Below are 26151 nucleotides of genomic sequence, written 5' to 3'. Positions count from 1 at the left end.
ATTGCCAAAATGGATCTAGGGTGCGAATACAATAGAAAGAATTGAAAGTACTGGGCCTGGTCAAAGAAGAGGAACACATACGATACCGAATACAATAGAAAGAATTGAAAGGAAAGAAGAGACCATAGCGAAGTGGGTGGAGAAATTCAACAGAATACAATAGAAAGAATTGAAAGCCTGAGGTCTTGTGCCAGGCTCCGCTTACCCACGTGCTCCAGAATACAATAGAAAGAATTGAAAGTTATTCACCTCCTTCAACACTTCTTTAATACCCTGTTTTAACAAGAATACAATAGAAAGAATTGAAAGAGTGAATTCACCGAAAACAGGGATGCTTATCACATCGCCTGAATACAATAGAAAGAATTGAAAGGTGATATACTGGGATAAGGAATATATATTGAGTGTAAGAGAATACAATAGAAAGAATTGAAAGCAATTCTATCTTGAGCTGTGATCGCTACAACTGGTTCAAGCCTGAATACAATAGAAAGAATTGAAAGCTGTCCTCCTATATATGAAATCGAGGTGAAAACATGAGTGAAGAACACAATAGAAAGAATTGAAAGACACAGTATCAGATGAGACATTCAGAGGCTTTGCAATGTCCAGAACACAATAGAAAGAATTGAAAGTGAAACCACCGTTTCATTTAATGTTACGCTACCATCTACGCGAACACAATAGAAAGAATTGAAAGCGTCCTCATACGATAACTCGTTTATCTCATCGCGCAACCTTTTGAACACAATAGAAAGAATTGAAAGTACTCCATCCATTTACTTCACCATATCTTTAAGAATGCGTGGAACACAATAGAAAGAATTGAAAGCTATTAGTATTTCATTTCTATCTTGCGATACTTCTGCAATTGAACACAATAGAAAGAATTGAAAGGCTTACCCCCTTTGGTGTCTTCAACTCAACATTTTCTAGTGGAACACAATAGAAAGAATTGAAAGTGCAAGTCCACAATTCCAAGCCCATAAAGCAGGTCTGGGTCTAGCGAACACAATAGAAAGAATTGAAAAGAATATCTATCCTTATTTGTGTATGAACCTGCTGGGGTCAGCATTTGCAAGTATGCTGAATCCAGTATTCCTGGATTTGGTTTTATTGTTTGATTCTTATAAAAAGTTTTTAACTGAACAATACAGATATTAAAATAGGATGGTTGTGATTGTATATGGCTAGGTATAGAGTTATAGTTGATAGAGCTAAATGTATTGCATGTGGAGCCGCTCCGGCCGCGTGTCCCGAGGTCTACGAGCTTGGCTCCGACAACGGGAAAAATAGGGTGGTCGACAAATATAGCGTTAAAACAGATGAGAATATTTCCATAGGAGAAATACCAGAGGAACTCTACGAGTGTGCTAAGTCAGGGGCAGACGTGTGCCCCGTCAACGCGATCAGGGTTGAAAAAGCTGAAGAGGTCTAGCCCCGTGGCTTCGGGAGATACTTGCTCTAGATGCGTGTTTTTCAAGCCAAACATATACTTTCCCTATATAGGGTACTGTGTTGTCAAGGATGATGCGAAACTGCATGAGGAGCCAGCTGTATGTGAGTCATTTAAACCCGTCTCACTAGACGAGTTGAAAAAAGCTCTGAGGGAGCAAGGCTGGCTGTACTGCGTAAACTGTAGGGAGGTTATTCACACCCTTGAAGAGCTTGAGAAGCATGTCAGCAGACACCTGGTCTCCACTGGCGTAGTTATTGATGAGGCAGTAGCTGAAGAGGCCCATTCATCCGACTAGGGGTTCAGGGGTGATTCTATGCATGCCCAGAGATAAGGTATCCCTGATCTTAGGGGGTCCCCAGGGGGCTGGTGTAGAGACATCAGGGGCAATTTTAACCAGGGCGCTCGCTAGGAGAGGCTATGGGGTTATAGCGGACAGAGAGTACTTCTCGAATATAACAGGGCGCCACAGCTACATCCACATGTCCATCTCCTCGAAATCTTTGCCGAGATCCCTGAGATACCCGGTGGAGATATTGGCGGCCATGGATGCTGAAACTATTTTCACCCACATAGATGACGTAGGCGAGAATGGGTTCGTGGTATACGATACCGGCGTCGAGGCTAAGAGGCTGGATGAGATACCGAGCATGGAGGATGCCACCAAGAACCAGGTTAGGGAGAGGCTCAAGAGACTCGGCGTGGAGCCCGTGGTGAAAAACGCCCTCGAATACATGAAAAAGAGCCGGGGCATCGAGGCTATCGGAGTTAGCTTCTCAGATGTCCTGAAAACACTCATGACTAAGCACCGCGTCGACCCTAGGAGAGCCTCGAGATACGTGAGCAGCATTCTTGTATCTGCTGTAGCCATCCTACTGGGCCTCGACAATGAGGCTGTGAAGTATGCATTAACCATGCAATTTCCGGGTAGAGAAGAAATAGTTTTACAAAACATGGAGATACTTGAGCTTCTCAGGGAGCTCATGGCTGGCTACGAGGGAGTATTAGCGCTTGAAAAACCCGTGAACAAACCCGGCAAACTAATGGTTGTCACAGGCAACGATATCGTGGCAATGGGGAAGATAGCCGGTGGCTTGAGATACCAAAGCTACTATCCGATAACACCAGCAGCCGACGAGAGCTTCGTTATTGAGAAGTACGAGTACTCAGAGGTGGACGGGACTCCCATTGGGCCGATAGTAGTAATGCAGACAGAGGATGAGATGGCGGCCATAGCCTCAGCGATAGGGGCAGCCCTAACAGGTGCTAGGAGCGCTACAGCCACTAGCGGCCCAGGTTTCGATTTAATGGTTGAAGGCCTTTCTTGGGCTGGCGCTAACGAGGTTCCAGTAGTGATAACATATTACCAGAGAGGAGGTCCAAGCACTGGTCAACCAACTAGAGGTAGCCAAAGCGACTTATTCAACGCACTATTTGCCGGCCACGGCGAGTTCGCGAGAATTGTTATATCTTCGGGGGATCACGAGGAGGCCTTCTATGACGCTGCAGAGGCTTTCAACATAGCCGAAAAGTACCAGGTGCCCGTTATTCACTTAGTGGATAAGTTCTTAGCGAACACTATCAAGACGATCATCCCCCCGGATTTATCCAGGTTGAAAATAGAGAGGGGCTTACTATCCAGTGGGGGATCAAACTACAGGAGGTTCGAGCTGGGTCACCCAGTATCTCCAAGAGCCTTTTTAGGAACCCCGGATACTGTAATGTGGTACACTGGAGACGAACACGACGAGCTCGGACACATTGTCGAAGACCCTGAGAATAGAGTAGCAATGTACTCTAAGAGGATCGAGAAAAACGATTTAATACTCCGCGAGCTACCCCGGGATAGGAAAGTAGTTCTGTACGGAGCTAGCGACCCGGATTATTTAATAGTGGGCTGGGGATCTGTGAAAGGAGTTGCTTTAGACGCAGTTGAAGCCCTTAGCCACGAGGGTTTGAGAGCTGCCTACTTGAATGTAAAACTCTTATGGCCCTTCCCGGTTGAAGAAATCTCGAGGATTCTATCTTTAATCCCGTTAGAAAGAATTGTGGCTGTGGAGCACAGCTACGGTGTCCAAATAGCCGGGCTCATCGCTATGGCGACAGGTGTTAGAATCAAGAAAACGATTGCTAAGTTCACGGGTAGACCGATCACTCTGGATGAGCTCCAGCAGGCTTTGAAGAAGGTTTTCCTCGAAGGCGTTGACAGGGTGGTGTTGAAGCATGGAGCCTAGGTCTTACAAGACGGATTTGTGGGTTGACTGGTGTCCTGGCTGCGGCAACTTCGGAATTTTGACGGCTGTCATAAGGGCATTCGAGGAGCTTAAATTAGACCCGTCCAGAACAGTAGTTGTCTCAGGTATTGGATGCTCGGGTAAGATAGCACATTTCATAAACGTCAACGGGGTTCACACGCTACATGGGAGAGCAATAGCTTTCGCGACAGGAATTAAACTAGCTAATCCAGATCTGACAGTAGTAGTCCACGGTGGAGACGGGGATTTATTAGGGATAGGTGCTGGCCACTTCGTAGCACTGGGGAGGAGAAACCTAGATATAGTTGTCATTATGCATGACAACGGTGTATACGGGCTCACAAAAGGACAGGCCTCCCCCACACTACAATTAGGGATTAAGACGAAGGCCCTGGCCAAGCCGAATATCCAGCATGGCCTCAACCCACTCGCGCTAGCCCTCTCAGCCGGCTACACCTTTGTAGCAAGAGGCTTCGCATTCGAGGGAGATCATCTCAAGAATCTTATTAAGGCGGCAATACAACACAAGGGGGCGGCATTCATAGATGTTCTACAGCCATGTGTAACCTTCAATGATGTATACACGGCTGAGTACTATAGGAGAAGAGTATACAAGCTGGACTCCGTAGAAGGCTGGGATCCCATAGTCGAGAAACCTGAGGAGAGACACATTAAATTACTAAAGGCTTACGAGAAGAGCTTTGAATGGGGTGAGAGAATACCGATAGGAGTATTCTACATCGACAAGACGCAGACCACGTTAGAGGAGAGGTTCTCGGGGAGAATACCAGTGTATCCAAAGCATTCTCCAGCTATGTCTCGGATAGCCAAAGAAGGAACCGGAGAACCCATTATTGATAAGGAAGTCTTCGAGAAATTATTCAGAGAGTACATAATCGAGACAGATCCATAATCAAAAATAGCATTACCAGGCATTTAAACCGTGAAAATCAATAACAGCAGAATTTACCTTATCCCTATGAGCACATCCACGAGCCTAACAAAGAGATATACTTTTATAGACAGGAGGATTGCATTAACAGTATCATGACTCCTTAAATAAAAACTCTGAAAATGGAGTAATGCAAAGCTCCTCCCTTACCCAATATGGTGGTTTTGTTCGTGAAAGCGCCATCCTTATATTTAAAGGAAGAAGGCCTCCCTTCTCTTTAAGGCTAGCGATAAAGGATGAAGGTGTATTTCTTAGTGTAATGATCCTGGTTTTGCTTGCTTCCTCGTAAGCTATTGCCATTGGACCGATTATTCTTAAATTATTGTTGGAACTTGCTGTTACTTGGTATATTTTCCAACCTAGTAGGTCTCCGAACCCCATGTCACGCTTCTTACCGACTCCTGTTCTTTTCAACACCTTTAGTTCCTCTTCCAAGATTTCTGTGTTTCTTACGCTAGCTAGAAAAGCCATTTTCGTTGACAAATACTCTATAGGTATTTTCAATGATACATCGATAGCCCTATATCCTCCTCTACGACTGTCTATAGAAGCGGTCATTCTAATCAACTTTAAGTGCTCACCATTCAATATTTCAAGTTTTGTGATATCGTCTCTTTTACGAAGCCACAAGTTCTCTTGCCTAGAGATACTGTCAGACTTGGAAATTTCCAATAACGTTGCCTCAGTGCCTCTTATTAATACCTTTAGCAAGTAGGGATACTTAGTCGATACCAGTATTTCTAGGTATCTCTCATTTTTATCATGGTGATGCTTGATAATATCAATAACTTGGTCAACATCCACGTATGATGGGAGTTTCGATGCAGATAGGACATTGTCTATATCTATTAGCTTACTACCAGTATTTACCTTCCACAAATGCCGCCAATTCCAACAACCTTTTTTCGTCTTTCACAAAATTCAGAAGTGGCTTAAGAACGTCGTGGAGAAGACCAGCAAAGAACAAGGAGGGCTCACTAGCTATGGCTGTTGCGACGATGAGTTGGTGATGGGTTATCTCAGCCATAAGTGGTAAACCACCAAAATACTCTTGTGTCCTACCTATTACCCCGAAGAGGAGCATACTATCTAACACCTACACCTAATAGTAAATGGTTTTCATAGTTTACGTGTGGCTGATTATTATAATCTACTTTTGGCTTATAAAGCTGTACTAGATCGTATAATATTAATTTTAATGGCTGAGTTTAGAGACTGAAAAAGCTCTTTTTGCTGCTACTCAAGCCAGAGTTCTATAGGGTTAGGCTCTCAGGCTATCGCCACTCAAAATAATAAGACGATGAACACTCTGGATACGATGAAACCTAAAAAGCTTGCACCAATGTGCACCATGAATTGTCCAAATTAATTTAACATGCATTCCTTTAGAACTCATGAGTAATACAATTGCTACTTATAAGTTAGATTGGCATTAATAGTTCTATATAGATGTAATAACAAAGTGTACATTTAACACTTGGTTATAAACTAATAAGATGTATAGGGATAGCTATTCTCTGGACATCACTAGGCTTCAATAGTCTATATTCTCTCTTGCATTTCTTACCCTTTATCTTTTGTTATCTTTACTAGTGCTATTGCTGAGAAGTATTCGTATAACCCTTTGGCGTCTTCGGTATATATATTGGTATATATATTACATGCGTAATGCATCTCTAACGGCAACTCTTCTATCAATGTCTCTCGAAATATGTAATATGACACTAGGTACATATACTTAAAATTTGCTTAGATTATGTGTGAGAGTCGTGTCGGCTGGAAAATTGAGCGAAGAGCTTGCTAGCCGAGGCATAGACTTCAGAAGGGTTAGGAGGGTTCTCGTTGTAACGCGTTGCACACGTAGAAAACACGTAGATGAAAAGGGGTTGAATAGTGTCCTCAATAACTACAACCTACCACTACCAGGCTTCGATATCGAGAACGAGCCTAAGTACAGAGAGGTGTTAAAGCAGTTCGTGAAGCCGGCTAGGGAAATGTATGGTGGAACCTTCACTCGTGTCATGGAGATTGTAGATGCCTTGAGGAGCTATGGCAAGCACGTTGATGTCTACATAATTAGTGGGCGCTACGGCCTAATAAGTGAAAACGATGAGATCGTGCCCTACGATGCACCTCTCAATAAAATGAATCCTAGCGAAATACGTGAGTGGTCTCGGAAGCGGGATGTTGAAGAAAAGCTGTGGAATATCATCCAGAGAGGCGAGTACGACGCCTACACAATCGTGTTGTCCGAGAAGTATGCTCTAGCTATTTGTGAAATCCTAAGGTTCATCCTCGAAAAGAAGAACGCCATAATTATCACAGCAAAATCCGCAGTAGATGAGTGTAAAAACAAGGAAAACGTGAAAGCCCTAGTCTTGCCGAGCAGTATACCTGGACTAAGACAATTAAGAAGCCTTAAACTCCTCAAAGAAGTAATATACAACCACCACATGAAGAAGGACTGAAATGTCTATAGTTTATTCAAATGGCTAAGAACATGAGTATAGAATAGTGATACGGTTAAAGCACGCCCTATGTACCTGGTCGTAGTAGAGGCCAAAACCTTGTTTAACCATCATTTATTTTACCCTGAGGAAAAATGCTACATGAATTTATTCTTGAGAAATCCCTCTGGTTAAACCCTAGCTTATTATTAGCTCCCTTAAGATAAGGCTCTGCAAGTATCGCCGCCGAGAGAGTTAACATTATTCTTCTCAGCTACCAAGGGACGATAGTACAGTTAGCAGCCCGATTAGTAGTACAGGCCTTTTAATTAAAACGCTGATCGCAAAGGAGTAAAAAGGATGTATACTATTCTTGATGATGTCATCGTCGGCCTTTATTGTTTTCACTATACTCCTTCGCCTTCTTGATAAACCTAGTTAGCTCTTGTGCTAGTTTCTCAGCAAGCTCTCTGCCTACGCCGATACACCCGCTCAGATAGTCTGTTATCTCCATGACGCTTAGATCCCGGTCGTACGCGTTTTTGTACATTATCTTACCTATCTGCCACACTATGCTATCTAACCTTAGCAAATTAATGTTACCTCTTATTTTTCCCCTAACCTTTTCATGAACCATTCTCCAAGCCTCCCTAAACTCGTCGTCGCTACCATATTCCTTTAGTAGGCCAGCGCTGATTGTAACCTGTTTAACGTGGAAGTCCACTGGGATATAAATATCCTCAGGTAGCTCGACGTAGTTGCCAAAGCAGATAAAATGAGAGATATCAAATGCTTTCATTGCGAATACGATGGTTTTCTCCCTCATCTTACTTCTAATAACTGATTCCTTCCCCGTCTTACTAAGAACTGATGCCAGTTTTTCCCAGATAATGCCGGGTTTCTTCTTAATTTCGTCATAGTTTTCAACAATCTTGCTTGCGAGTCCGGATTCAAAAATTTTCTTTATTCTACTAGATTTATCGTCACGTTTTATTGAATTGATCTCCTTTGATAGAAACTCCTCCATGAGCTTCTCCACTTGGCTAACACTATTTAGGTCATGATAGGATCTCGCAACCTCCAACAATGTTGCCCAGAATTTATCACTACCACCAGCCTTTAGCTGGTAATCTATGACACCGGCACAGACTGCTATAAGCCCTAGGTAAGGGGGTTTGACTCCCCGTTCGTAGAGAATCTTTAATACCCGGTATTCCGGCTCAAACTTGTCGAACCTGGCAATCCCGTTAAAGCCGAGCTTGGATAGAAGGTCTGCTATAACATTAACGCGTTCTTCATTTATGTTCGAGCTATGTGCACCCATTCCAGGTTTTCGCCTCCACACTAATATACTGCTGGGATAACATAGCAATATTTTACAAACCTGCTTTAATTAAGATCGCGTTCGTTCAGTATTAACAGTGATTTATCATTGTTCACCATTTATAGGATCTTGCACTTGCTGTGCAACACCCTGTTCAAAAACAGAGTTGTCGAGGTGCTGGAGAGTTTCGAGAAGATTAATGAAGGCGGTAAGAGGGTGTTCTTAGCCCACACTAGTGTGAAGTTCGAGGGCTGTAGCTCAGCTGACTATAGCTAAAGATATAGCGGTATAGTAAGGTTGTTGTTGCGGGGGATGAGCGGCTTGGTGTCCTAGGGAATAAAGTTGAATATGTCGCCTTAGGGCATATACACCATTCTATCCCGCTCTTCCAGGGTAGCAGGGAATGTTTCGCAACATACCAGGGAGCCCTCTTTGGGGAGAGCTAGGTGACCCTGTTGAAACAGCTGATCTCGCCAACGTAGTCTGCGAAGAGAGTCTGCTACGTGGAACGACTTACGCCGAGTATCACGCGGCAGTAAGTAGTGTACTTGCACAACCCTAGATACTTTATCTTTAACCGGTCCACATGTCGTGAAAATTATTCGCAACGTCGCTGTTCAAGAAGATCTCTACTGGGTGTTTTAATTAAATGACTAAGAGAGAAAGACGGGCCCGCCGGGATTTGAACCCGGGTCCTCCGGCTCCGAAGGCTGGTTTCCGCACGTTTTTGTCCCATGAAGTAATTTTCATGTGGGACATTTACGGTAAGATTTTATACCTATTATCCAGATACGTGGGACGAAAACATTGCAACTACGTTGTAGCATGAGCTTGAAGCTAAGGAGAAAGGATATCTAGTTGTGTTTGAATAGTTAATTATCTCAGAGATGGCTATAGTGCTGGGATTGAATTATTGTGTACCTCTCTTGATTCTCTTAGTTACATACCTTACTATGGCTTCTACCCTAGAGCCTTGATAACTGCTTGAGGATGTAGTAGATGCATACTCTGAGCCAGTCTCACCTGCAGGTCTATATTTCAGAGCCTATTCCCTGGCCCTTCTCTAAACCTTAAGAGCGTGTCATTATGTGCTAACATCCGATACCTATCCCAGAGCCTCTGGATAAAGGGATGAGTCTGCACGTAGCTTTTACCTGCAGACGCCTCTCTAGCTCTTTATAGACACGGCTGCCTAGACCATTTTCATGCGAGGACATGCTCGCTTAGCTTCATTAACTACTTGTTTTGTTATGCTAGTCTTGTCGGCTTCGTGATATTAGGGTAATTGTTATTCTGTGAATGTGCCTGAGCGTATCGATTACGTTAGGTATGTTTTCAAATTCCTCTTTTGGAACTGTTCCCTCACCGTACCTCGTAGCATTATAGTACTTGAATAGGCAGAAGTGTAGTGGGAGCGTCATAACGATTACAATATTACCCACTATAAGGCTCTTTAGTAGGTCCTTTATTAGGGAGTTCGTGAAGTTCTTTGGGAATATGTCACTGAGGCCTAGAGGTTCCAGTACTTCTTTTCTAATCTTTTGGTCTAGGACTTCTCTGTATTCTAGTATGGCTTGATTGTATGCCTCCTCAGCTAGTTTCATCACGTAGTCGATGAAAAGGGTTGTTGCTTGGAGGCAAGGCCTATCTTCTCTTTTGAGCCCTTCTAGTGATGTACCGAAGTCTAGTCTCGCTTTGTCACATGATTTCCGCCTGATATCTCCTCCTATGGTTATAGGTGCCGGCTGTGAGAAAATGTAAACAAGTAGGCTGTATACTTTTTCAGCTATTTCTCTCGTAGTCCCTTGTTCCATGAGTTTAGCGATTACTCGCTCCTTGTTTATTATCACGCGTTGAAGCCAGGCTTTCAAGGTTGCATTAACATATTCAACCAGTCTTTCCGAGCAGTACGCCTTATACAGCCATGGTAAGAATCTATTTAGGAACCTGCTGAAGTCGTGACCTAGATTTCTTGGCACTATATAGTTGTAGATGGCTGATTTCAGCCGATGATGTATGTCTCTAAACTCTCCTGCCGTGCCTATATTCTCTGCAGTGTCAACAACAATCTTCATAGGATAGAACCATATGCCGATAAGATATGCCTTGAGTGTTTTCTCAGAGGCCTGCTCTAAATGATAAAGACTCTGGAGCATTAATCCTCTTTCATATAGTACTTTAGCAGCTTCCAAATCTTCTTCAGCATGTTTTAAGAGTCTATCTGCTACATCAACATGATTATCCGGCAACGCCCTCCACCTCCAACACTACAATTGTTCATTAACTTGTCCTTATCCTAGTAGTTGGATATCTCGACTCCTAATCCATTGCTTTGTAACTCTTCCAAATTGTTGCTTCTAAGCGTTTTACATTCCAAGGAGCAAATCCGAGTATTGTGCTCTTCCCTGACACAACCCAGCCTCCTCTACACACTTTGGAACCATCCTTTAAACTAAGCACTAGACATCTCATCGGGTAGACGCAAGCCACCCCGGCTGTCCCCGGAGGGGGTGCGTCTACCTCGTTGGTGTTTATTCTTTGTGGCTGGTCTGTTGTAGTGTGTTTGTATTTCGTAGTGGTATCGGTTAGAGCTCTTCTTGATTGTTCTAGAGGGGTTCTAGGTATTTCTGTCACACATGATTATTCATCCACTTCTCTTTCTCTACGGGGTGAGTGCGCTGTGAGCCTTGTTGAGGAGGAGAGGTCTAGTGTATCGAGGATGACTCGTAGCTCCAGGAATGGAGGGTATAGTGGTGGGTATAGGCGTGTCTTCGCGGCGTATCCCGGGGAAGATATAGGTTTTGCTATAGCCATCAATGGACCGCTTGGCCACGTAGTCAGCATCTCAGCTGAGGGGCCTTCCCCCTCTGTGGCAACAATTACAGTAGCACCTAGCAGGGGATTCGCTCCCTATACATCCGGGATTAAGATACATGTGAATAATGGAGCGCCGCCCGGCCTCTACTCCTTCAACCTTATCATAACCAATGAGAGCAATAGGAGGCTTCTCGGCAGAGAGCCTATAGGTCTACTAGTCCTCCCGAGGAGCACTCCGAAGGCGCTCGAAAAACGTTACCTTAAGCTTAGGGAGCTTTACAGGGAGCTGGGGGCTCAGGCAGTCATGTGGTGCCTCCTGGCAAAGATATTCACTAATGGAGCCACCTTCAGCCAGCTGAAAGAGGCCTACGAGCTAATCAGAGAGAAGCCGGTGAGGAAGGCGACTATAGCTGTGATTCTGAGAAGAATGGCCAGGAAAGGACTGGTGGAAAAGGACAGCGACAGCAAGTACTATCCGCTAGTGACTAAGGAGGAAGTAGCATTCAGCCGGATTGATAAGAAGAGAGTAAGAATACCGCAACAACTAAATGCCTCGGGAAATGAGGAGATGCAGGAGGCTTCACTCCCCGAAAGACAACTACATGAACCCTACGTCGCAAAGCTAGCATTCAGAAGAGCTCAGAAGATAGCAATGAAGCATGGAAAGCTAGCTGCCGCATACTTCCTGGTCTTTAGCCTCGTGGGAGCTAGAGAAACCGGGTACCTGTTGCTATGGCTTAACTCAATGTTTGCTTACTGTGAGCAAAAGGTGGAGTCCTGCCACTACTTCTACTCGCAACTACTCCACCACTACTTCCAACTGTTGAGGTTAAGAGAAGGAATAATGTACAAGCAGATCCAGGAGTACCTGGAGGCCATAGATATAGCCAACAAATACGTGAGGAAGTACTATGGTAGCCACCAATCCTCTCGCACACTCCACTACGAACTCAAGAAGCAAGGTTACCTAGAATACGATAGTGAAATATACAATGCCGAAATAATCTACTATGAAGATGGAGACGTAGGAGTCAGAATATGGGATAACAACATGGAGGAAGTCGAATACGAGGAAAACATAGTAGACAAGCCCATAGTAAAAAGAGAAATTAAACCAGTGTATCCATTCAAGCATATTTATGAATACAACGAGGAAACATACTTCCACAGACCAGGAGGGCTATACTGAATATTCCTGCAGGAATCCCTAGTCTCGCACGCTATTTATCCTCAAAACCAGCTTTCGCAGTAACTTTTATAGATTTGGCCGCAGAATACTTTATAGAGGGTGTGCTTGTTGGCTCTTGCCGGCGGGAAGCTTCTCAAGGTCACACGAATAGGAAAATACCATCGCACAACAGTTCCCGGAGAGGCCTGGAAGCTCCTTGAAGTAGGTGAAGGCGATGAAATAGCGTGGTTTCTGGAAGAAGGCAGAATTGTAATCGAGAAGTATGTAAAGGGTGGAAACCATGAGTAGTAGAGACGACAGGAGGTTTATCGAGACCCCGGAGTTCCCCGTTGACGTAGTCAATGAGGCTTCTGCTAAGGAGAAGCAGGGCGGTGGTCGTCCGCCCTACTGGGAGATGGTGTTTTGGTGGACCCGTAAACCCCTAGCAGGTGCCCGAGCAGTAATAGCTGGGACGTTGCTACCGGCGGACACCAACCCTGCTGAGTTCAAGTACAACCTCCGCCTCACCGAGAAGGTTGCCCATGGGAAGAACCCGAATGTACCACCTAAATGGAGGGAAATATTTAGCAAGTCAAGGCTCCTAGACCCCTTCGCAGGCTTCGGAAGCATACCACTAGAAGCCATAAGGCTAGGAATAGGGGAAGCCGTAGCCGTCGAGCTGCTACCCACGGCCTATGTCTTCCTCAAAGCAGTTCTAGAATACCCGAAATGGGCTGTTGAGCGAGGTCTAGGACAGAAGCTAGTCAAGGATGTGGAGCGCTGGGACAGCTGGATAGTGGAAAAGCTACGGAACGACCCAGACATAAGAGAGCTATACGATGACGATACAGCAGTCTACATTGGAACATGGGAGGTACGTTGCCCACACTGCGGAAGATGGACACCACTAGTCGGCAACTGGTGGCTTGCCCGAGTATCCGGGGAGGCAAGCGAGGAAGAGGAAGAGGCTGAAGAAGCCAGGAGCGGCACATTCGAGCGCCTAGCGTGGATGGAGCCGGTCAAAGCAGGAGACCAAATAGCAGTCAAAATAGTGGACCTAAACAAGGAGCTGGGGAGAAAACTCCTAAAGGCAAAGGTCAATAGTAGCCAAGGCATAGTTGTAATCGATGGCAAAACCTACCGTGTACCACAGGCTAACATAGATGCAAGGAGAGAAGTAGCCACATGCCTCCACTGCAACAACCAGATACGAAAAGGACGGCAAGACTGGTATGTAAAGGAGACAATGAGGGACTGGAACCAGAAGCTAGAACAATACCTAGCCGGGCAAATAGACCTACAAACACTCAAAGAAGCCGTGAAGGCAAGGCCAAGAATACTAGCAAAAGTCAAGATAGCCAACGGAGACCTAGTATTCGAGCCAGCAGCACAAGAAGACACGGAGAGGCTGTGGAGAGCCCTGGAGAAGCTGAAGCAGGTGTGGGGAGACCCGGACATACCAACAGAGCCAATACCAGAATATGAGCGAAGACAGCTTATGGTATGTACTTCTACAGGTGCATGTAAGTGGTTTAAGCTCTTCAACCCGCGACAGCTCCTAACCCTAGTCAAGCTTGTGAAGCTGATACGCGAAGCAGGCAAGAAAGTAGAGGAAGAAAAGCTCAGAGAAGGCTGGAGCAGGGAAGACGCACACAAATACGCAGAAGCAGTAACAACATACCTAGCAATAGCACTAGTAAAGTATGCTGACTTCAATTCTTTGGTTACTGCATGGAACGCGGGATACGAAATAATACAACATACACTAGCAGTAAGGGGTATTGCCATGCAATGGAACTGGGTTGAAGGAATCCCCTACATTTCTGTAACTGGAACATTCATTAGAACTTTAAGAAATGTTACAGAAAGTCTTGAGTATCTCATTAACGCTGTTTCTGGTAGTCCTAGCAGGGTTAGGGTTTTGCTTGACGATGCCACCGCGTTGAGTAGGCTTGGAGATGAGAGGTTCGACCTCATTGTAACTGACCCGCCCTACAGAGACGATGTTGCCTATGCCGAGCTCAGCGACTTCTACTACGTGTGGCTCAAGCGTGCCCTGGGCGACGTTGTTGATGTTGGCGGCATGCTTATTAGAAGGCCTCGTTTTCTTGAGGAAGCATTCTTCAGTAATGAGGCCGAGGTTGAGACACAGTGGAAGTATTTTGCAGATAAGGAGGTTAGTGAGAATGGGGGGCGCTCCAAGTACTTCGGAGAAGGCATTGGTAATTTAGAGTATTTCAAGCAACTTCTTGTCGAATCTTTCCAAAGAATGGCTGAAAAGCTAGTTAATAACGGTGTTCTTGTCACGTATTATGCTCATACTAGTCCTGATGCTTGGGAGGCTTTGCTCGATGCTGGCTGGAGGAGTGCTGGTCTCAGGATTACGGCGGCTCATGCTGTGGTCACTGAGTCAAAGCACCGTGTCACGGCTCGCGGTAAGGCTGGTCTCGATATTAGCATTATTGCTGTTTGGCGTAAGGGTGTGAGCGGCCAGGTTCTCGCCGGTGAAGCCTACTCTAGGGCCCTTGAAGGATGCACGGAGTACGCAAAAACTCTACTGAAAATAGGGTTTGATGGTGTTAACTTGTTCGTGGGTGTGCTGGGCTGCGTGTTATCCGTGTTCACTAGATATGAGAAGGTGGTTGGCGCCAAGAGTACCGGGGAGCTTGTGGAGGAGTACATGTATCCCGCTACTGCTGAGGCTATCGCACGTGCCCTCGGCGGCGGCGAGCCAGCAGCTAGACTCAGCAGTACTTCCCTGTTCTACCTTCTCAGCAAGGTACTTATTGCAAGGAGACGTCGGCAGGTTAGGAGGACACTGGATAGGAGTACCATGACTATACTCTCTATTGGCACCCGTAACGAGGTGAAGAACTTGAAAGAACTTGGGCTTGTACAGCAGGAGGGTGACAAGTTCCGCCTTCTCGAGCCTGCCTGGGGTCAACGTGAGTTAGCTCAGGCCGTGAGGTCTGTGCTAGAGGAGAAGGGGATTAACCCGAGTAACCCCACGGCTCGTACTGCTGTGGACTTACTGCATGTCCTTGAGTACCATGCTATAACCCTGCCCAGAAGCGAGTTCTCTAAGAAGGCTGAGGAGCTTCGTGCCAGGTATCCCGCACTATACGAGGAGGCCTTGGGCCTAGCTCGTATTCTCGCAGAGGTTCTCCCACCTGGCGACCCTGAGCGCGAGCTTGTAACTAGTGTTATCAATGTGCTTACACCCAGCCAGACCGGTCTTAACAAGTGGTTTAGGGGTGGTAAGTGATGGGGTTTCTTAGCCATGTTAAGCTGTGGAATGATGTGCTTGAGCCAAGGCTCGACGAGAAGGCTGCTCCAAGCCTAGGAGGAGTACACCTAGGAAAAGAAGAGCCCATATATACAGACCCCCTGGAGTTCTTCAGAAGGACGCTTGTTACTAGGCATATGGCTGAGGCCCTAGAGAATGTCGTCAATGCCCTTCTCGGTAGGGGCGGTAATAAACTGGTCATGCTCCTCTCGCTTTACGGCGGCGGTAAGACCCACACGATGCTCACTATTTACCATGCCTTCCGCAACCCCGTAGCGCTTCTCGAGGCTAAGACTGAGGATAACGAGACGAGAGAGCGTCTGCGCAGGTTAGTCGACGAGCTATCTAGGGTGGGTAGTGTAAGGGTGGTTGTGCTCGACGGGTACTTTAGCGAGCTTACCCCGACCCCCGTCAACCCCTTAGTGGTTCCCGGCGGGTATGGGGTACAAACTATCTGGGGGTCTCTAGCCCACCAGCTGGGTCGATTCGGTGAGGTAAGGGGTAACGATGAGAAGGTGCTGGCTCCTCCTGCTGATGTGATTGCTAGGCTACTTGGAGACGAGCCAGTGCTGATTCTAGTTGATGAGCTTGCTGACTATGTTGTCAGGCTTAAATCCTCGGTTGACAATGTCCTCAGGAATTACGCGGACCAAGTTCTATCTTTTATGGAGTCTCTTGCTAAGGCAGTCGACTTGTCCAGGCACACTGTCCTCATAGTCTCAATGCCTGTGGAGGAGAGGAGAGAGGGACTCGAGGTTGAGGAGCGGTACAAGTCGCAACTCGGCGTTGTTACAAGCCTGTATAGGTCTGTGAGCAGGGTTGCTTCGAGGAGGATAGTTCCTGTAGCATCCTCTGATATCCCGAGCATACTCAGGGTGCGTATTTTCGAGAGCGTAGACGATAAAGCAGCCAAAGCCCTGTCTTCGAGCCTCGCTAAGCTATATGGTGCTGAGGAGAACAAGGAGTTATTCGGGGAGGATGCTGTTAGGAAGGCTCAGCAGGTTGAGAAAACTTACCCGTTCCACCCATCCTATATCGAGACCCTTGTAGACATACTAGACAAGCACGAGGGCCTTGAAAAGACAAGAGATGCCATTAAGATTACTAGGAAAGTCGTGAGGAGGCTCGCAGAAGTGGGGAGCCCTGCCGAGCTAGTCATGCCCTTCCATATCGATGTTGAGGACCAAGAGATAAGGGGTACATTACTCTCCCACGAGCTATACAGGCAGTACGCTACCATAGTCGAGGAGGACGTGGTTGAGAGAACCAAGAGCTACGAGAAACCGGAGCTGGTGAAGACAATAGCTAAAACTATTTTTGTCAAGACGTTCGTCTATGCCGGCTCGATAAGGCATCACCAACTATACCCTGATAAACGCTGGGTCATAATATCGTCGTATGAGCCTAGCATGGCGAGAGCCCTTAACCTACAGCCGAAAGACTACCTGGATGCACTGGAGTGGGCTTCTAGCAACCTCGTCTACTTGCTGAGCGAGGGAGGGCGCTACTGGTTTACCCAGTTCACTTCACCCATACGTAGGGTTGAGATGACGGCTAGAACGGTGGAAGACCATGAGGCGCTTAAGAAGGTTGAAGAGTATGCATGGAAGCTTCTAGCCAAGCCCTATGAGGACGTGGTATCAGGCTCAAGACGGCGTGGGCAGAGGAGAGAAGTAACGGAGTCGCCCTTTAACACAAGCTCTAGCATAGTCTTAGAAGAACCTAAGCCAATAGACCACGACTCCAGAGAATACATACTGGTGGCGGTTCTCTCGCCCATCCGGGAGAGCGAGATAGAGAAAATAATTTATGAAACCCCCAGCGGCGGGTCTAGGAGATACGCTAATACTGTTTACCTGATATTTTCACGCGACAATAACAGCGTCTCGCAGATGCTCGGTTTCGCTAAGCACCTAATAGCGTGTGATATAGTGGGTGAGGAGCTAGACTCCATATACGAGGATAGCGAAGTCCGTGAGGTCATGAGAAAGAAGCTCGAAAAGTACTGTAAGGAAATGGAGGGAGTGGAGGGTAAGCTCGTCATGAACATACTCGCAGGCCTAAACCTCGTTGCATATCCAAGCTTCGACGAGAACAGTCATAGGAATACATTCAAGCTTACCGATGCCTCTATGGCCGATACCATAGTTGAGACAGCTACGCGTGCTCTTAAAAACACTAGACCACCGAAACTCTATGAAGAGCTAGACTTTGAGCAGCTCGAATACATGCTATCCCAAGCCGGCATTAATATATCCGAAGGAGACTCCGCAAGACTCGTCTCAGATATCGTCGACTACTTCTACTCCAACCCAAGACTACCCATGGTGAGAGAGGAGACAATCAAAAACGCCCTAATCGATGGCGTAAAGACTCTAAGGATTGGAGTGAAGAGGTCGGGCAAGATATTCTTCAAGAAGGTGTATGAGTGCAAGTCTAGGCATGACTGTAACCCGCCTTCGATGGAAGAGGGAGAGGCTCCGCGGGAATTAGAATCGAGTGATTTAATACTACCGTGGAGGATGGCTCTCCAGGAGCAGCTTGAAGGCCTAAGAGATGTCAGAGAAGAGAGGGTAGCTGGCGGAATAAGGAGGATATGGTACGCATTCCACATTAACGGGAACTTTGTACCCGTAGCAAAAGCACTGGATACCATGGACCTCGATTCATTACGCTATAGCCCATTAGTTAGAGTTACAGAGTTCATAGAGGAAGGTGTAGACGTTAAGCTAGACAAACACGAAATCACTGCTTCGCCAGGCGAGGAGGTAACAATAACAATACTTGTAGATAGGATTGGCGGGTTCAAAGGAGAATTATCCCTGTCAGCTACCAGTGGCGAGCTAAGCTCTAGTAAACTTAGTATCGACGACGAGAGAACGTCTGCAACGATAAATTGGAGGATAAAGGCCCCGGAGGAGCCAGGTACGTACAGCTATGAAGTGAAAGCCTTGAATACTTCTGGAGAGATACTAAAGACCTCAACGGTCACGATTATAGTTAGGCCGAAGGGCCGCGAGGCTGTTAAGGGTGTTCCACCGAAGGGTACAAAGCTCTCGCTGATAGAGGTTGAAGTCTCCGGCTTCAACTTCAAACCACTAAGGGTTATCGATTCCAAGTTTGGCTCTGAATGCGAGGTTGAAGAGGCTGTACTCGAGCTAGAGGCTGAAATAGCTGGTAGGAAGCCCAAGGTGGCCCTAAGGCTCAATGGTGTAGCCCTTGATGACGTAAAGAGCATCTTCCCGGCTATTGCACAGAGATACGGCATCTCTATGAGACACCTGTGGTATCGTCTTAGGCTGAGGCCCCGCAATGGTGAATACGTTTTGGCGCCGGAGTTTAGCGAGAACGAGGCGAGAGATGTTGAGAACTATATGACCTACTACGTGTTTGAAGAAGGGTGATAACAGTGGAAGCTAGTGAGAAGCGAATAGTTTTACGTTTTACAACTAGGAGAGTGGGCAAGCATGGCAAGCCCGTGGAAGTTGTTCATTTTTATAGCTCAACAGGTGGTAGGGTTTTCCACGCATGCTGCGAGAGGGGAGTGGTTTCGAGTTTCCTCCAAAGGATAAACTATGACGCTAGGCGGAGTAGGACAGGCAAGACAATCTACTTAGAGGGAGACAGAGCCGAGGAGCTCTTCAGGAAGCTGGTTATCCTTGCAGGATGCAGACAATGTACGAGAAGCCGGGCGAAAATACCCGAGATAGCAGAAGTGGTAGCAGGTCTTGGCGAGTTCGAGACAATCTTCTGGTACAGTAAAATCCTCGAGGAATACGAGAAGAGGGGGTTCTGGGGGGTGTGCAGGGTTGCAAAAGGCTTCCGGGTTCTCTACAGAATCGACTAGGAGACAGGCCCTGAGCCTCCTCGGTAGGATTGTTAAGGGATACGAGCTTCACCCCTTCTTCTTCATTTTAAACACCAGTGCCGACCCTCCGATATTGCCCTTTGCTCACCAGACAGAGCTGCTTTTCAGGCTGGCTTTTCGTAAGCCCATTAGAATCCTTGTTGGCGACGAGATAGGACTAGGTAAGACTATCGAGGCGATACTCGCAGTCAAGCTACTTGAGAAGAGAGATGGGGTTAGAAGGGTACTGTTCCTCGTCCCTAAGATTCTATTGGAGCAGTGGAGAGGGGAGCTTAAGAGGTTCGGGGTTCATGCAAAGGTCATAAAGAGGGGGAACATCTCTACTCTAGCCCAGCAAGGCTTCCCCGAAGGATGGTATATTGCTTCTATAGACCTTGTTAAGAGAGAGGAACACAAGCCTAAGATAACTGGCGTTGACTGGGACGTGGTTATAGTTGACGAGGCTCATAGAGTAGGAAAAACTAGGTCGGGCCAGGAAAGTATTACACAGAGATATGAACTGGTGGAGGATTTAGCAAAGACTACTAGTCGAAATATCATTCTACTCTCAGCAACTCCTCATAGGGGACATGTCACTGACTATATTTCTAGGCTTAAGCTTATTGACCCCTATCTTATTGGCGAGAAGGAGCTGGATAATGACTCATTCTACAGGCTAACCTGTGACTCAATTGTGATACGCAGAACTAAAATGGACGTGAATGAGGTCTATGAGTACAGACAGATATTCAAGAAGGCCAGGTTTGTCGCAAGGGTCATAAGTGCTACACGTGAAGAGGCGGAGTTCAATGAGCTTCTATTTAGATTTCTACGAGATAAATTATTAAAGTATTATGAATACATTGGAGAAGAGCCTAAGGCTCTTCCCTTGCTACTTGCCCTTATAGCTAAGAGAGCCTCCTCAAGCCCCTATGCTGCTATGCAGACACTAGAAAGAATGCTCTACAAAAGGTCCCTTGTAATTGAAGGAAAGGCAGCCTCTTTGGTTGATGCCGATAAGCTTGATAAAGAGGCTGAAAACATAGTTGAAGCTTACCTTGGCTTAGGCTTTGAAGACTATAGTGAATTAGGTGACCAAGATGAGGCCGTCGAACCCGACGAGCCCATTAATAGATTCGCTGAGAAATGTGGTGCCCTGCTCGAGGAACAAGACCTAGAGATAGTTGAGCAGCTCTTTCGTCTTGCAGGGGTAATAGCCGAGCGTAATGATAGTAGGTTAAAGGGCGTCTTTAAGCTTATACGTGAACACCTTGCTAGTGGAGACAAGATTGTAGTATTCACAGAGTACAAGGATACGGCCGAGTATATTTATAGCAAGCTTAAAGAGGAAATGCCGAACGTCGTTGATGCAACAGCAGTCATCACGTCCGAGGGAATAATTATTCCTGGTTGGAGAGAGCGTAGAAGACCCGATATTGAAGACTTAAAGAGATATTTACGGCTTGGGAGAATTAAACTCATTATTTCAACAGATGTCGCATCAGAGGGGCTGAATCTACAGGTAGCAAACATCATTATAAACTATGAGCCCACCTGGAGCCCTATTAAAGTAGAACAACGCCTCGGGAGGGTGTGGAGGCTTGGCCAGGAAAGAGAGGTAACAAGCTACACGCTTTTCCTGGCTATAAGAAGCGATAAAGACGTCCTAGATGTGTTGTATAAGAAGTTGCTTGCATGGGGTCGCTCCCTCCAGGAATCCCGGGTATCTATTGGAGAGGAAGTCGTCATAGACATGATGACGGAGGAAGGGTTTACAACGATTCCCATCGATGTAGCTAAGGGCACTCCGAAGTACAGCGAGTACAAGGCCTTATTGACATACATACGTGAGGGCCGTGATGGACTAGAGCACTATGTTCAAAGCATCATAAATGCTCTAGCTGCTCTGAAGAAGAACCTCGAAAGGGTAGGTCTAACCAGGAGGAATATTGCATTTAGAATTGAAAGACTGCTTAGCGATGTTCTAGGTGATTTCCGTGGAAACACTGTTGACGAAGTGTTCAAGAAGCTATTCATAGTAGTAGCAGGGCTGAAGGGATTAAGTGTTAAAGTTGACGGAGACAGGGTATTTGCCGGGACATATAGACTAGACAATGTAAACGATTTTTACCTAAATACTATCTCGCTTCTTTCAGGCACTAGTGGTTTAGATAAGCCCGTTTACATGGTATCCTCGGCGCAGGTGGAAGGTTTAAAGGAGTTGTATTTGTTCAAAGTCACGATATTCCTTGGAAATAGCCCTATTTACTCTGAAACCGTGGGCGTTGGAGTTAAAGCTGGTTCTACTGAAGTGTTCAGAGGGAGAAAGTTACTTGACATTATTGCCGAGAGTTTGTTGCCGGACCGGATTATATCAAGTGTGGACGAGTACTACGCCCCAAGTACGCTTTTACAAGACTTAAGTGTGAAAGCCTCGAAGACGATTTTAAATAATGTTGTGAGGGCGGCGACAAAGGAGCTGCTCGACTATGTATCCAAGCTTGAGAACCTACGTTTAAGCGCACAACACCGAGATTGGGAGCCCAAATCCCTGGAAGTATACAGTGATAAGTCCGAGTACCTTGGAGCAATAATATTCACAGCACCATCTGAAGGTGGTGTCAGCAGCTCTGCTCCACCAATCCCAATTAAGGTTAAGGAGATAGAAGAAGCTGCTATGAGGATAGCAATGGAATACGAGAAAAAATCGGGAAGAATACCTGAGGACGTCAGCATGAGAGAGCATTTCGATATTCTAAGTAGGAATCCACGAACCGGCGAGGTGCGGTATATAGAGGTTAAGGGGAAGTCTAGCTTTGACCTTGAAATCGAGCTTACTGAAACCGAGTTTAGAGTTGCTAAAGAATATGGCGAGAAGTACTGGCTCTACATAGTCTATGGAATTGGAACTGGAAAACCCAGGCTATTAGCCGTCCGAGACCCTGTTAACAATATGAGGTGGAGTGAGGTTAGCGTTAGGAGGTATAGGTTCAAGCCGGAGTAGGTGCTAGCCTTGAAGCCGCAGCTAGTCCTAACCGAGGAGCCGATAACCCTTGAGGTGTATGGTGGGTATAGGGAGATTGGCGGGAACTGCATCGTCATCAAGGATAAGGATAGGAAGATAGTTTTCGATAATGGTATTAGGTTCCAGGTGCTTAGGAGATATTATCGTGGAAGGATACGACCTCTCGGTATAAACGAGTTGAGAAGTATTGGTGTTATACCACCACTAGACGTGTTCGAGGATATTGATGCACTCTACATATCCCACTTTCACCTAGACCATTTAGGGTTACTTGGAGCGCTTCCTCCTGGAACGAGGGTTTATGTTCCATCAATTAGTGTATTGGAAACTATTGAGGAATGGTATAGAGTGACTCCTACCTGGCTTGCGGAGTTACCCCATAAGCTGCATGTAGATATTGCTGAGCTAAAACCGTACAAGGAAGATGAGCATGGAGTGACTCCTATACCAGTAAGTCACAGTGCTTATCCCTCTTATGCACTAGTCTACAATGGGTATGATAAGACTGTTTTCTACAGCGGTGACTTCAGGGTTCAAGGACCACTAGGTCCCAGAATCGATACACTGCAAAATATGGGGAGGGTTCTCGGTGCTGAAGGTACAGACTTCGCTTTACTCGAAGGCACTAATATAGGAGGTGTCGAGACGCCTATAGGACCCGAAGAGTTTAGAAGCATAGTGAACAGGGTTCTCATGGGAGGCGGATTATCAATAATCTCCCTTGACCCTCTTGACTTCGAACTTCTTACAGCAATTTCTGAACTGGCATTATCCAATGGTAGAACGGTTGTTATAGCGTCTTCGATGATAGCTAGTGTTCTGCCACAGTGGTTTACTAGCGAGTTTAACGTGGGTAACCTTAAGCTTGCCGTAGCAACCGAGCTAGAAGAAGTATCAGCAGTGCCAGTAGACCATGTTAGCCTCAAACAGGACGTGTTCGAAGACCCTAGTAGTTATCTGTTAGTGCAAGAGCCTGTTGGCTTCTTAGAGATGCTTAGACAAATGAGAGTTTGGGGGGAGAGGTTGCCAAGGGATGCAACAGCTCTCCTGACTACGCCAGAACCCTTTGAGGCCGAGTCAGAGGTCGAGGAGGAGACTCTCGCCTACTGGCTGTACATGCTGGGGATACAGGTCTATAGGGTAAGACTCTCCGGACACTACTATCCACACGAATTAAGAAGCATACTCGACGTAGTCAAATACAGGAGACTAATACCGATACATACTAGGCACCCTAAACTAATGCATACCCTCTCCGGGTATAACAAGTAGGGCCTAAACTAGATTATCACACAATGTGATAATTAAAGCACAAGCATAAAACACAGCATTCACATTAAGCCAAGTATACCACTAAGGTATACTGTCTAAGTTAAGAAGACTGTATCATCTGTTGTTGATATTTATTTGGGCACCATATACAATACCTTACGGTAATGTTCAACAAATAGTCTAAACAGGTAAGTGTTACATTTTTCATTATGTTGGTTCGGCTGTCCAGGCGGTTATTGGAGGATTCCACCTCATTAATGCACCATATGAGAGGATAAAGAAGACTGTCGAAGCGTTGGAACAGTTGAATGTTAAATACGTATATGCTGGACACTGCATCGGCTTCAAAGCACAAGTAGAGCTTTACAGAGTGTTTGGAGACGGGTCCGCACCACTGAGTACTGGAATGGTATTAGAGTTCTAAATTTCTTAATTGATGAAAAGGTGATTAATCAGCATAGAGAGGTCTCACGGAATTCTAACCAGTAGGATTCCCTCCTGAGTAGGTATTATAGTTGCGACAAAACCGCTCTCGCCGCTCATAACGTCTTTGAAACTTTTAGCAACCTCGTCTACGTATGCATTATGGAAAGCTATTGCTCCTCTAGGCCTCACCTTCTTCACTGCTTCGTTGAAGAACTGCCTGTAGGCGTGTTTGTCGATGTCGACGAACACGAAGTCTATCTCTCCATCCCCGAATGCTTTTATAAAGTCGAGAGCGTCTTGGTTGACTAGCTTAACCTCTACACACTTACTCTTCACATTTTCGAAGTTACGTTTTAACACCTCATACCTTCCACGGTTTCTCTCTACAGCGTAGACAACTCCTTTAACGCACAACGCGTCGAGTGAAGCTACAATCCATAGAGTCGAGTAGCCGACGCCGGCGCCTGCGTCAACAGCGGTAAAGCTCCTTTTGTTTTCAACCAGCATTGAAACTAACGTGTATAGTGCTAAACCGTCTTCCCTATCGATCCTAGGGATAAACATTCTATCAGAGGCTTTCTCGAGATAATTGAGATATTTCAGCAAACCGTTCGAGTAACACATTCTAGCCCAGCCCAACATAAAGCTGTTATCGAATGCCTAACATCTTATTAAAATCCCATCAGCACTTATTCAATATTTACGCAGGAAGCTCTTGAAAATCCAACTTCAACAGTCTAGTTGAAACCAAGCCTACTCCTCACCGTCGAGTATAGTTCATCGAGTATCATCACTAAGGGATTCAACGTTAACATTCTCAAACCAGCTACCACGATAAGAGGTAACACTAGGTAGTCTACCCAACAGTTTACACTCCTTGAATAATGATATGAACTACAGGAGAAAAGCAGATGTTTCTACGGGCACGCCGGGATTTGAACCCGGGGATCCTCCGGCTCCGAAAGCTGATACCAATATCAGGGTGTTGTGTGAAGCCATTGAGTGTTTACAATGTTTTTGTAGGAGTGGCTATGTGTTATCCAGTGGTGGAGTTATTCTACTGCAATACGTTTTAATCTCTAAAGTCATAGTATAGTAATTGGGTGAATGCATGTCCAAGGTTATCAGGGTAAAGTATGAGAAGGGGGTTCTTAAGCCTTTGGAGCCTTTGGAGCTTCCTGAAGGTGAAGAGCTACTGGTTGAAATTATTGATGTTGAAGAACGTATTAGGAGGCTTCAAAGGTATAGAGGAGTACTTGGCCCCGTTGATGAAGAGCTTTTAGAGGAGGCTGTAGAGGAGGCAGAACAGCTTTGATATACGTGGACTCAAACGCTCTGATTTATTTACTTCACGATGTCAGGCCCAAGTCCGATCTAGTTATCAGACACTTAGCTAGGCATGAAGAGGTATTCACTAGTTTGAGAACAGTAGAGGAAGCATCATACATAATAATTCGGGTAAAGGCAAGCAAGCTGTATGGTGCAAGAGGAGTTTATGATATCCGCAGGATTGTTGCTGAGCACGGGCTCGACTTCGTGAAGGACGAGCCGGAGGCTCTTAGGAAGCTAGTAGAGGAGAACAACATAGCTGTTCTACAAGACGTGGCGACTACAGAAGAAATCCACGAAACTATGTTAAAATACAAACTCCTTCCAGGAGACGCTATCATAGCCTTAACCTGCAAGCGATACGGCATAGACACCATACTAACCTTTGACGAGGACTTCAAGAGGATACCCTGGCTGAAGATTATACCTTAACCCCTACTCTAGGATAAATCACGCCCGACTATCTATCCTGCGAAAAGACTAGCGCCCTTCCAGGGTCTCGACTACCGATACATTTCAAGCATGAGTTAACACGGTCTTGACAAGT

General features: G+C 45.9%; 22 protein-coding genes, 1 pseudogene and 1 CRISPR repeat array. Of the genes and pseudogenes, 17 read left to right on the top strand and 6 right to left on the bottom strand.

Annotation, left to right across the window (positions count from 1 at the left end):
• Window positions 1–24 precede the first annotated feature (24 nt).
• Window positions 25–1031: direct repeats of the CRISPR family, unit length 24 nt; unit sequence GAACACAATAGAAAGAATTGAAAG.
• Between the two features lie 155 nt (window positions 1032–1186).
• Genes QXV08_RS05600 through QXV08_RS05585 form a run of 4 tightly spaced genes read left to right on the top strand, consistent with a single transcriptional unit; the run spans window position 1187 to window position 4624 of the window.
• The gene (locus QXV08_RS05600) at window positions 1187–1438 is read left to right on the top strand and encodes a ferredoxin (protein WP_342784929.1); all 252 of its coding nucleotides are present in this window, start codon (window positions 1187–1189) and stop codon (window positions 1436–1438) included.
• A gap of 4 nt (window positions 1439–1442) precedes the next feature.
• Entirely contained in the window at window positions 1443–1754 is a 312-nt protein-coding gene (locus tag QXV08_RS05595; RefSeq protein ID WP_342784931.1) for a hypothetical protein, read from the top strand.
• Between the two features lie 22 nt (window positions 1755–1776).
• Entirely contained in the window at window positions 1777–3690 is a 1914-nt protein-coding gene (locus QXV08_RS05590) for a 2-oxoacid:ferredoxin oxidoreductase subunit alpha (protein ID WP_342784933.1), read from the top strand.
• Window positions 3680–4624, top strand: coding sequence for a 2-oxoacid:ferredoxin oxidoreductase subunit beta (locus QXV08_RS05585; protein ID WP_342784935.1), 945 nt, complete (start codon window positions 3680–3682; stop codon window positions 4622–4624). Before QXV08_RS05590 ends, QXV08_RS05585 begins: the two co-directional genes overlap by 11 nt.
• A gap of 132 nt (window positions 4625–4756) precedes the next feature.
• Here QXV08_RS05585 and QXV08_RS05580 read toward each other — a convergent pair whose 3' ends face one another.
• Together QXV08_RS05580 and QXV08_RS05575 are read right to left on the bottom strand one after the other, a co-directional pair.
• Window positions 4757–5542, bottom strand: coding sequence for a hypothetical protein (locus QXV08_RS05580; protein WP_342784937.1), 786 nt, complete (start codon window positions 5540–5542; stop codon window positions 4757–4759).
• The gene (locus QXV08_RS05575; protein ID WP_342784939.1) at window positions 5520–5747 is read right to left on the bottom strand and encodes a hypothetical protein; all 228 of its coding nucleotides are present in this window, start codon (window positions 5745–5747) and stop codon (window positions 5520–5522) included. Before QXV08_RS05575 ends, QXV08_RS05580 begins: the two co-directional genes overlap by 23 nt.
• 700 nt (window positions 5748–6447) lie before the next feature.
• On the opposite strand from QXV08_RS05575, the gene QXV08_RS05570 reads away from it, so the two are divergent.
• Window positions 6448–7131 (top strand): DUF6884 domain-containing protein, encoded by a 684-nt coding sequence (locus tag QXV08_RS05570; protein WP_342784941.1) that lies wholly within the window; start codon window positions 6448–6450, stop codon window positions 7129–7131.
• A 361-nt stretch (window positions 7132–7492) separates the two neighbouring features.
• Here the strand turns inward: QXV08_RS05570 and QXV08_RS05565 are convergent, their stop codons facing one another.
• Window positions 7493–8482: an N-glycosylase/DNA lyase gene (locus QXV08_RS05565; protein ID WP_342821429.1), complete on the bottom strand. Its 990-nt coding sequence runs from the start codon at window positions 8480–8482 to the stop codon at window positions 7493–7495.
• A gap of 81 nt (window positions 8483–8563) precedes the next feature.
• Here QXV08_RS05565 and QXV08_RS05560 point away from each other — a divergent pair, with 81 nt between their 5' ends.
• Window positions 8564–8710 carry a hypothetical protein gene (locus QXV08_RS05560; protein WP_342791552.1) on the top strand — a complete coding sequence of 49 codons (147 nt, stop codon included), beginning with the start codon at window positions 8564–8566 and terminating at the stop codon, window positions 8708–8710.
• 127 nt (window positions 8711–8837) lie between these two features.
• A complete protein-coding gene (locus QXV08_RS05555; RefSeq protein WP_342784945.1) occupies window positions 8838–8996 on the top strand; it encodes a hypothetical protein in 159 nt (52 codons plus the stop codon).
• Between the two features lie 476 nt (window positions 8997–9472).
• Here QXV08_RS05555 and QXV08_RS08950 read toward each other — a convergent pair.
• Window positions 9473–9592, bottom strand: a pseudogene (locus tag QXV08_RS08950) (hypothetical protein); the annotation flags it as partial.
• A 95-nt stretch (window positions 9593–9687) separates the two neighbouring features.
• The gene (locus QXV08_RS05550; protein WP_342821428.1) at window positions 9688–10683 is read right to left on the bottom strand and encodes a HEPN domain-containing protein; all 996 of its coding nucleotides are present in this window, start codon (window positions 10681–10683) and stop codon (window positions 9688–9690) included.
• 431 nt (window positions 10684–11114) lie between these two features.
• Here QXV08_RS05550 and QXV08_RS05545 point away from each other — a divergent pair, with 431 nt between their 5' ends.
• The 8 genes from QXV08_RS05545 (at window position 11115) to QXV08_RS05510 (ending at window position 24273) form a co-directional block, all read left to right on the top strand.
• Entirely contained in the window at window positions 11115–12440 is a 1326-nt protein-coding gene (locus tag QXV08_RS05545) for a hypothetical protein (RefSeq protein WP_342784949.1), read from the top strand.
• A 108-nt stretch (window positions 12441–12548) separates the two neighbouring features.
• Window positions 12549–12728: a hypothetical protein gene (locus QXV08_RS05540; protein WP_342784951.1), complete on the top strand. Its 180-nt coding sequence runs from the start codon at window positions 12549–12551 to the stop codon at window positions 12726–12728.
• Entirely contained in the window at window positions 12721–15684 is a 2964-nt protein-coding gene (locus tag QXV08_RS05535; protein ID WP_342784953.1) for a DUF1156 domain-containing protein, read from the top strand. Before QXV08_RS05540 ends, QXV08_RS05535 begins: the two co-directional genes overlap by 8 nt.
• Window positions 15684–19109, top strand: a complete 3426-nt coding sequence (locus QXV08_RS05530) for a DUF499 domain-containing protein (RefSeq protein ID WP_342784955.1) — start codon at window positions 15684–15686, stop codon at window positions 19107–19109. The genes QXV08_RS05535 and QXV08_RS05530 overlap by 1 nt, the downstream gene beginning before the upstream one ends.
• A 5-nt stretch (window positions 19110–19114) precedes the next feature.
• A complete protein-coding gene (locus tag QXV08_RS05525) occupies window positions 19115–19552 on the top strand; it encodes a hypothetical protein (RefSeq protein WP_342784957.1) in 438 nt (145 codons plus the stop codon).
• Window positions 19515–22556, top strand: a complete 3042-nt coding sequence (locus tag QXV08_RS05520) for a protein NO VEIN domain-containing protein (RefSeq protein WP_342784959.1) — start codon at window positions 19515–19517, stop codon at window positions 22554–22556. Before QXV08_RS05525 ends, QXV08_RS05520 begins: the two co-directional genes overlap by 38 nt.
• 9 nt (window positions 22557–22565) lie before the next feature.
• Window positions 22566–23849 (top strand): MBL fold metallo-hydrolase, encoded by a 1284-nt coding sequence (locus QXV08_RS05515; RefSeq protein WP_342784961.1) that lies wholly within the window; start codon window positions 22566–22568, stop codon window positions 23847–23849.
• 295 nt (window positions 23850–24144) lie between these two features.
• Window positions 24145–24273 carry a hypothetical protein gene (locus tag QXV08_RS05510; protein ID WP_342821427.1) on the top strand — a complete coding sequence of 43 codons (129 nt, stop codon included), beginning with the start codon at window positions 24145–24147 and terminating at the stop codon, window positions 24271–24273.
• A gap of 44 nt (window positions 24274–24317) precedes the next feature.
• Here the strand turns inward: QXV08_RS05510 and QXV08_RS05505 are convergent, their stop codons facing one another.
• Complete coding sequence (locus QXV08_RS05505) at window positions 24318–24881, bottom strand: class I SAM-dependent methyltransferase (protein ID WP_342821426.1); 564 nt, start codon at window positions 24879–24881, stop codon at window positions 24318–24320.
• Between the two features lie 505 nt (window positions 24882–25386).
• Here QXV08_RS05505 and QXV08_RS05500 point away from each other — a divergent pair.
• Window positions 25387–25590 (top strand): antitoxin AF2212-like protein, encoded by a 204-nt coding sequence (locus tag QXV08_RS05500; RefSeq protein ID WP_342784965.1) that lies wholly within the window; start codon window positions 25387–25389, stop codon window positions 25588–25590.
• Window positions 25591–25595: 5 nt separating this feature from the next.
• Complete coding sequence (locus QXV08_RS05495; RefSeq protein WP_342785361.1) at window positions 25596–26036, top strand: PIN domain-containing protein; 441 nt, start codon at window positions 25596–25598, stop codon at window positions 26034–26036.
• Window positions 26037–26151: the final 115 nt, after the last annotated feature.

Origin of the sequence: Desulfurococcus sp. (genome assembly GCF_038881575.1) — an archaeon.
Lineage (GTDB): Archaea > Thermoproteota > Thermoprotei_A > Sulfolobales > Desulfurococcaceae > Desulfurococcus.
The sequence above is the reverse complement of the archived record's forward strand: the minus strand, read 5'-3'. Positions and strand labels throughout refer to the sequence as shown.

Coding starts and splice junctions, on each gene's coding strand:
- QXV08_RS05600 (WP_342784929.1), top strand. CDS start 1,187: ATGGCTAGGTATAGAGTTATAGTTGATAGAGCTAAATGTATTGCATGT.
- QXV08_RS05590 (WP_342784933.1), top strand. CDS start 1,777: ATGCCCAGAGATAAGGTATCCCTGATCTTAGGGGGTCCCCAGGGGGCT.
- QXV08_RS05585 (WP_342784935.1), top strand. CDS start 3,680: ATGGAGCCTAGGTCTTACAAGACGGATTTGTGGGTTGACTGGTGTCCT.
- QXV08_RS05575 (WP_342784939.1), bottom strand. CDS start 5,747: ATGCTCCTCTTCGGGGTAATAGGTAGGACACAAGAGTATTTTGGTGGT.
- QXV08_RS05555 (WP_342784945.1), top strand. CDS start 8,838: ATGTTTCGCAACATACCAGGGAGCCCTCTTTGGGGAGAGCTAGGTGAC.
- QXV08_RS05535 (WP_342784953.1), top strand. CDS start 12,721: ATGAGTAGTAGAGACGACAGGAGGTTTATCGAGACCCCGGAGTTCCCC.
- QXV08_RS05530 (WP_342784955.1), top strand. CDS start 15,684: ATGGGGTTTCTTAGCCATGTTAAGCTGTGGAATGATGTGCTTGAGCCA.
- QXV08_RS05500 (WP_342784965.1), top strand. CDS start 25,387: ATGTCCAAGGTTATCAGGGTAAAGTATGAGAAGGGGGTTCTTAAGCCT.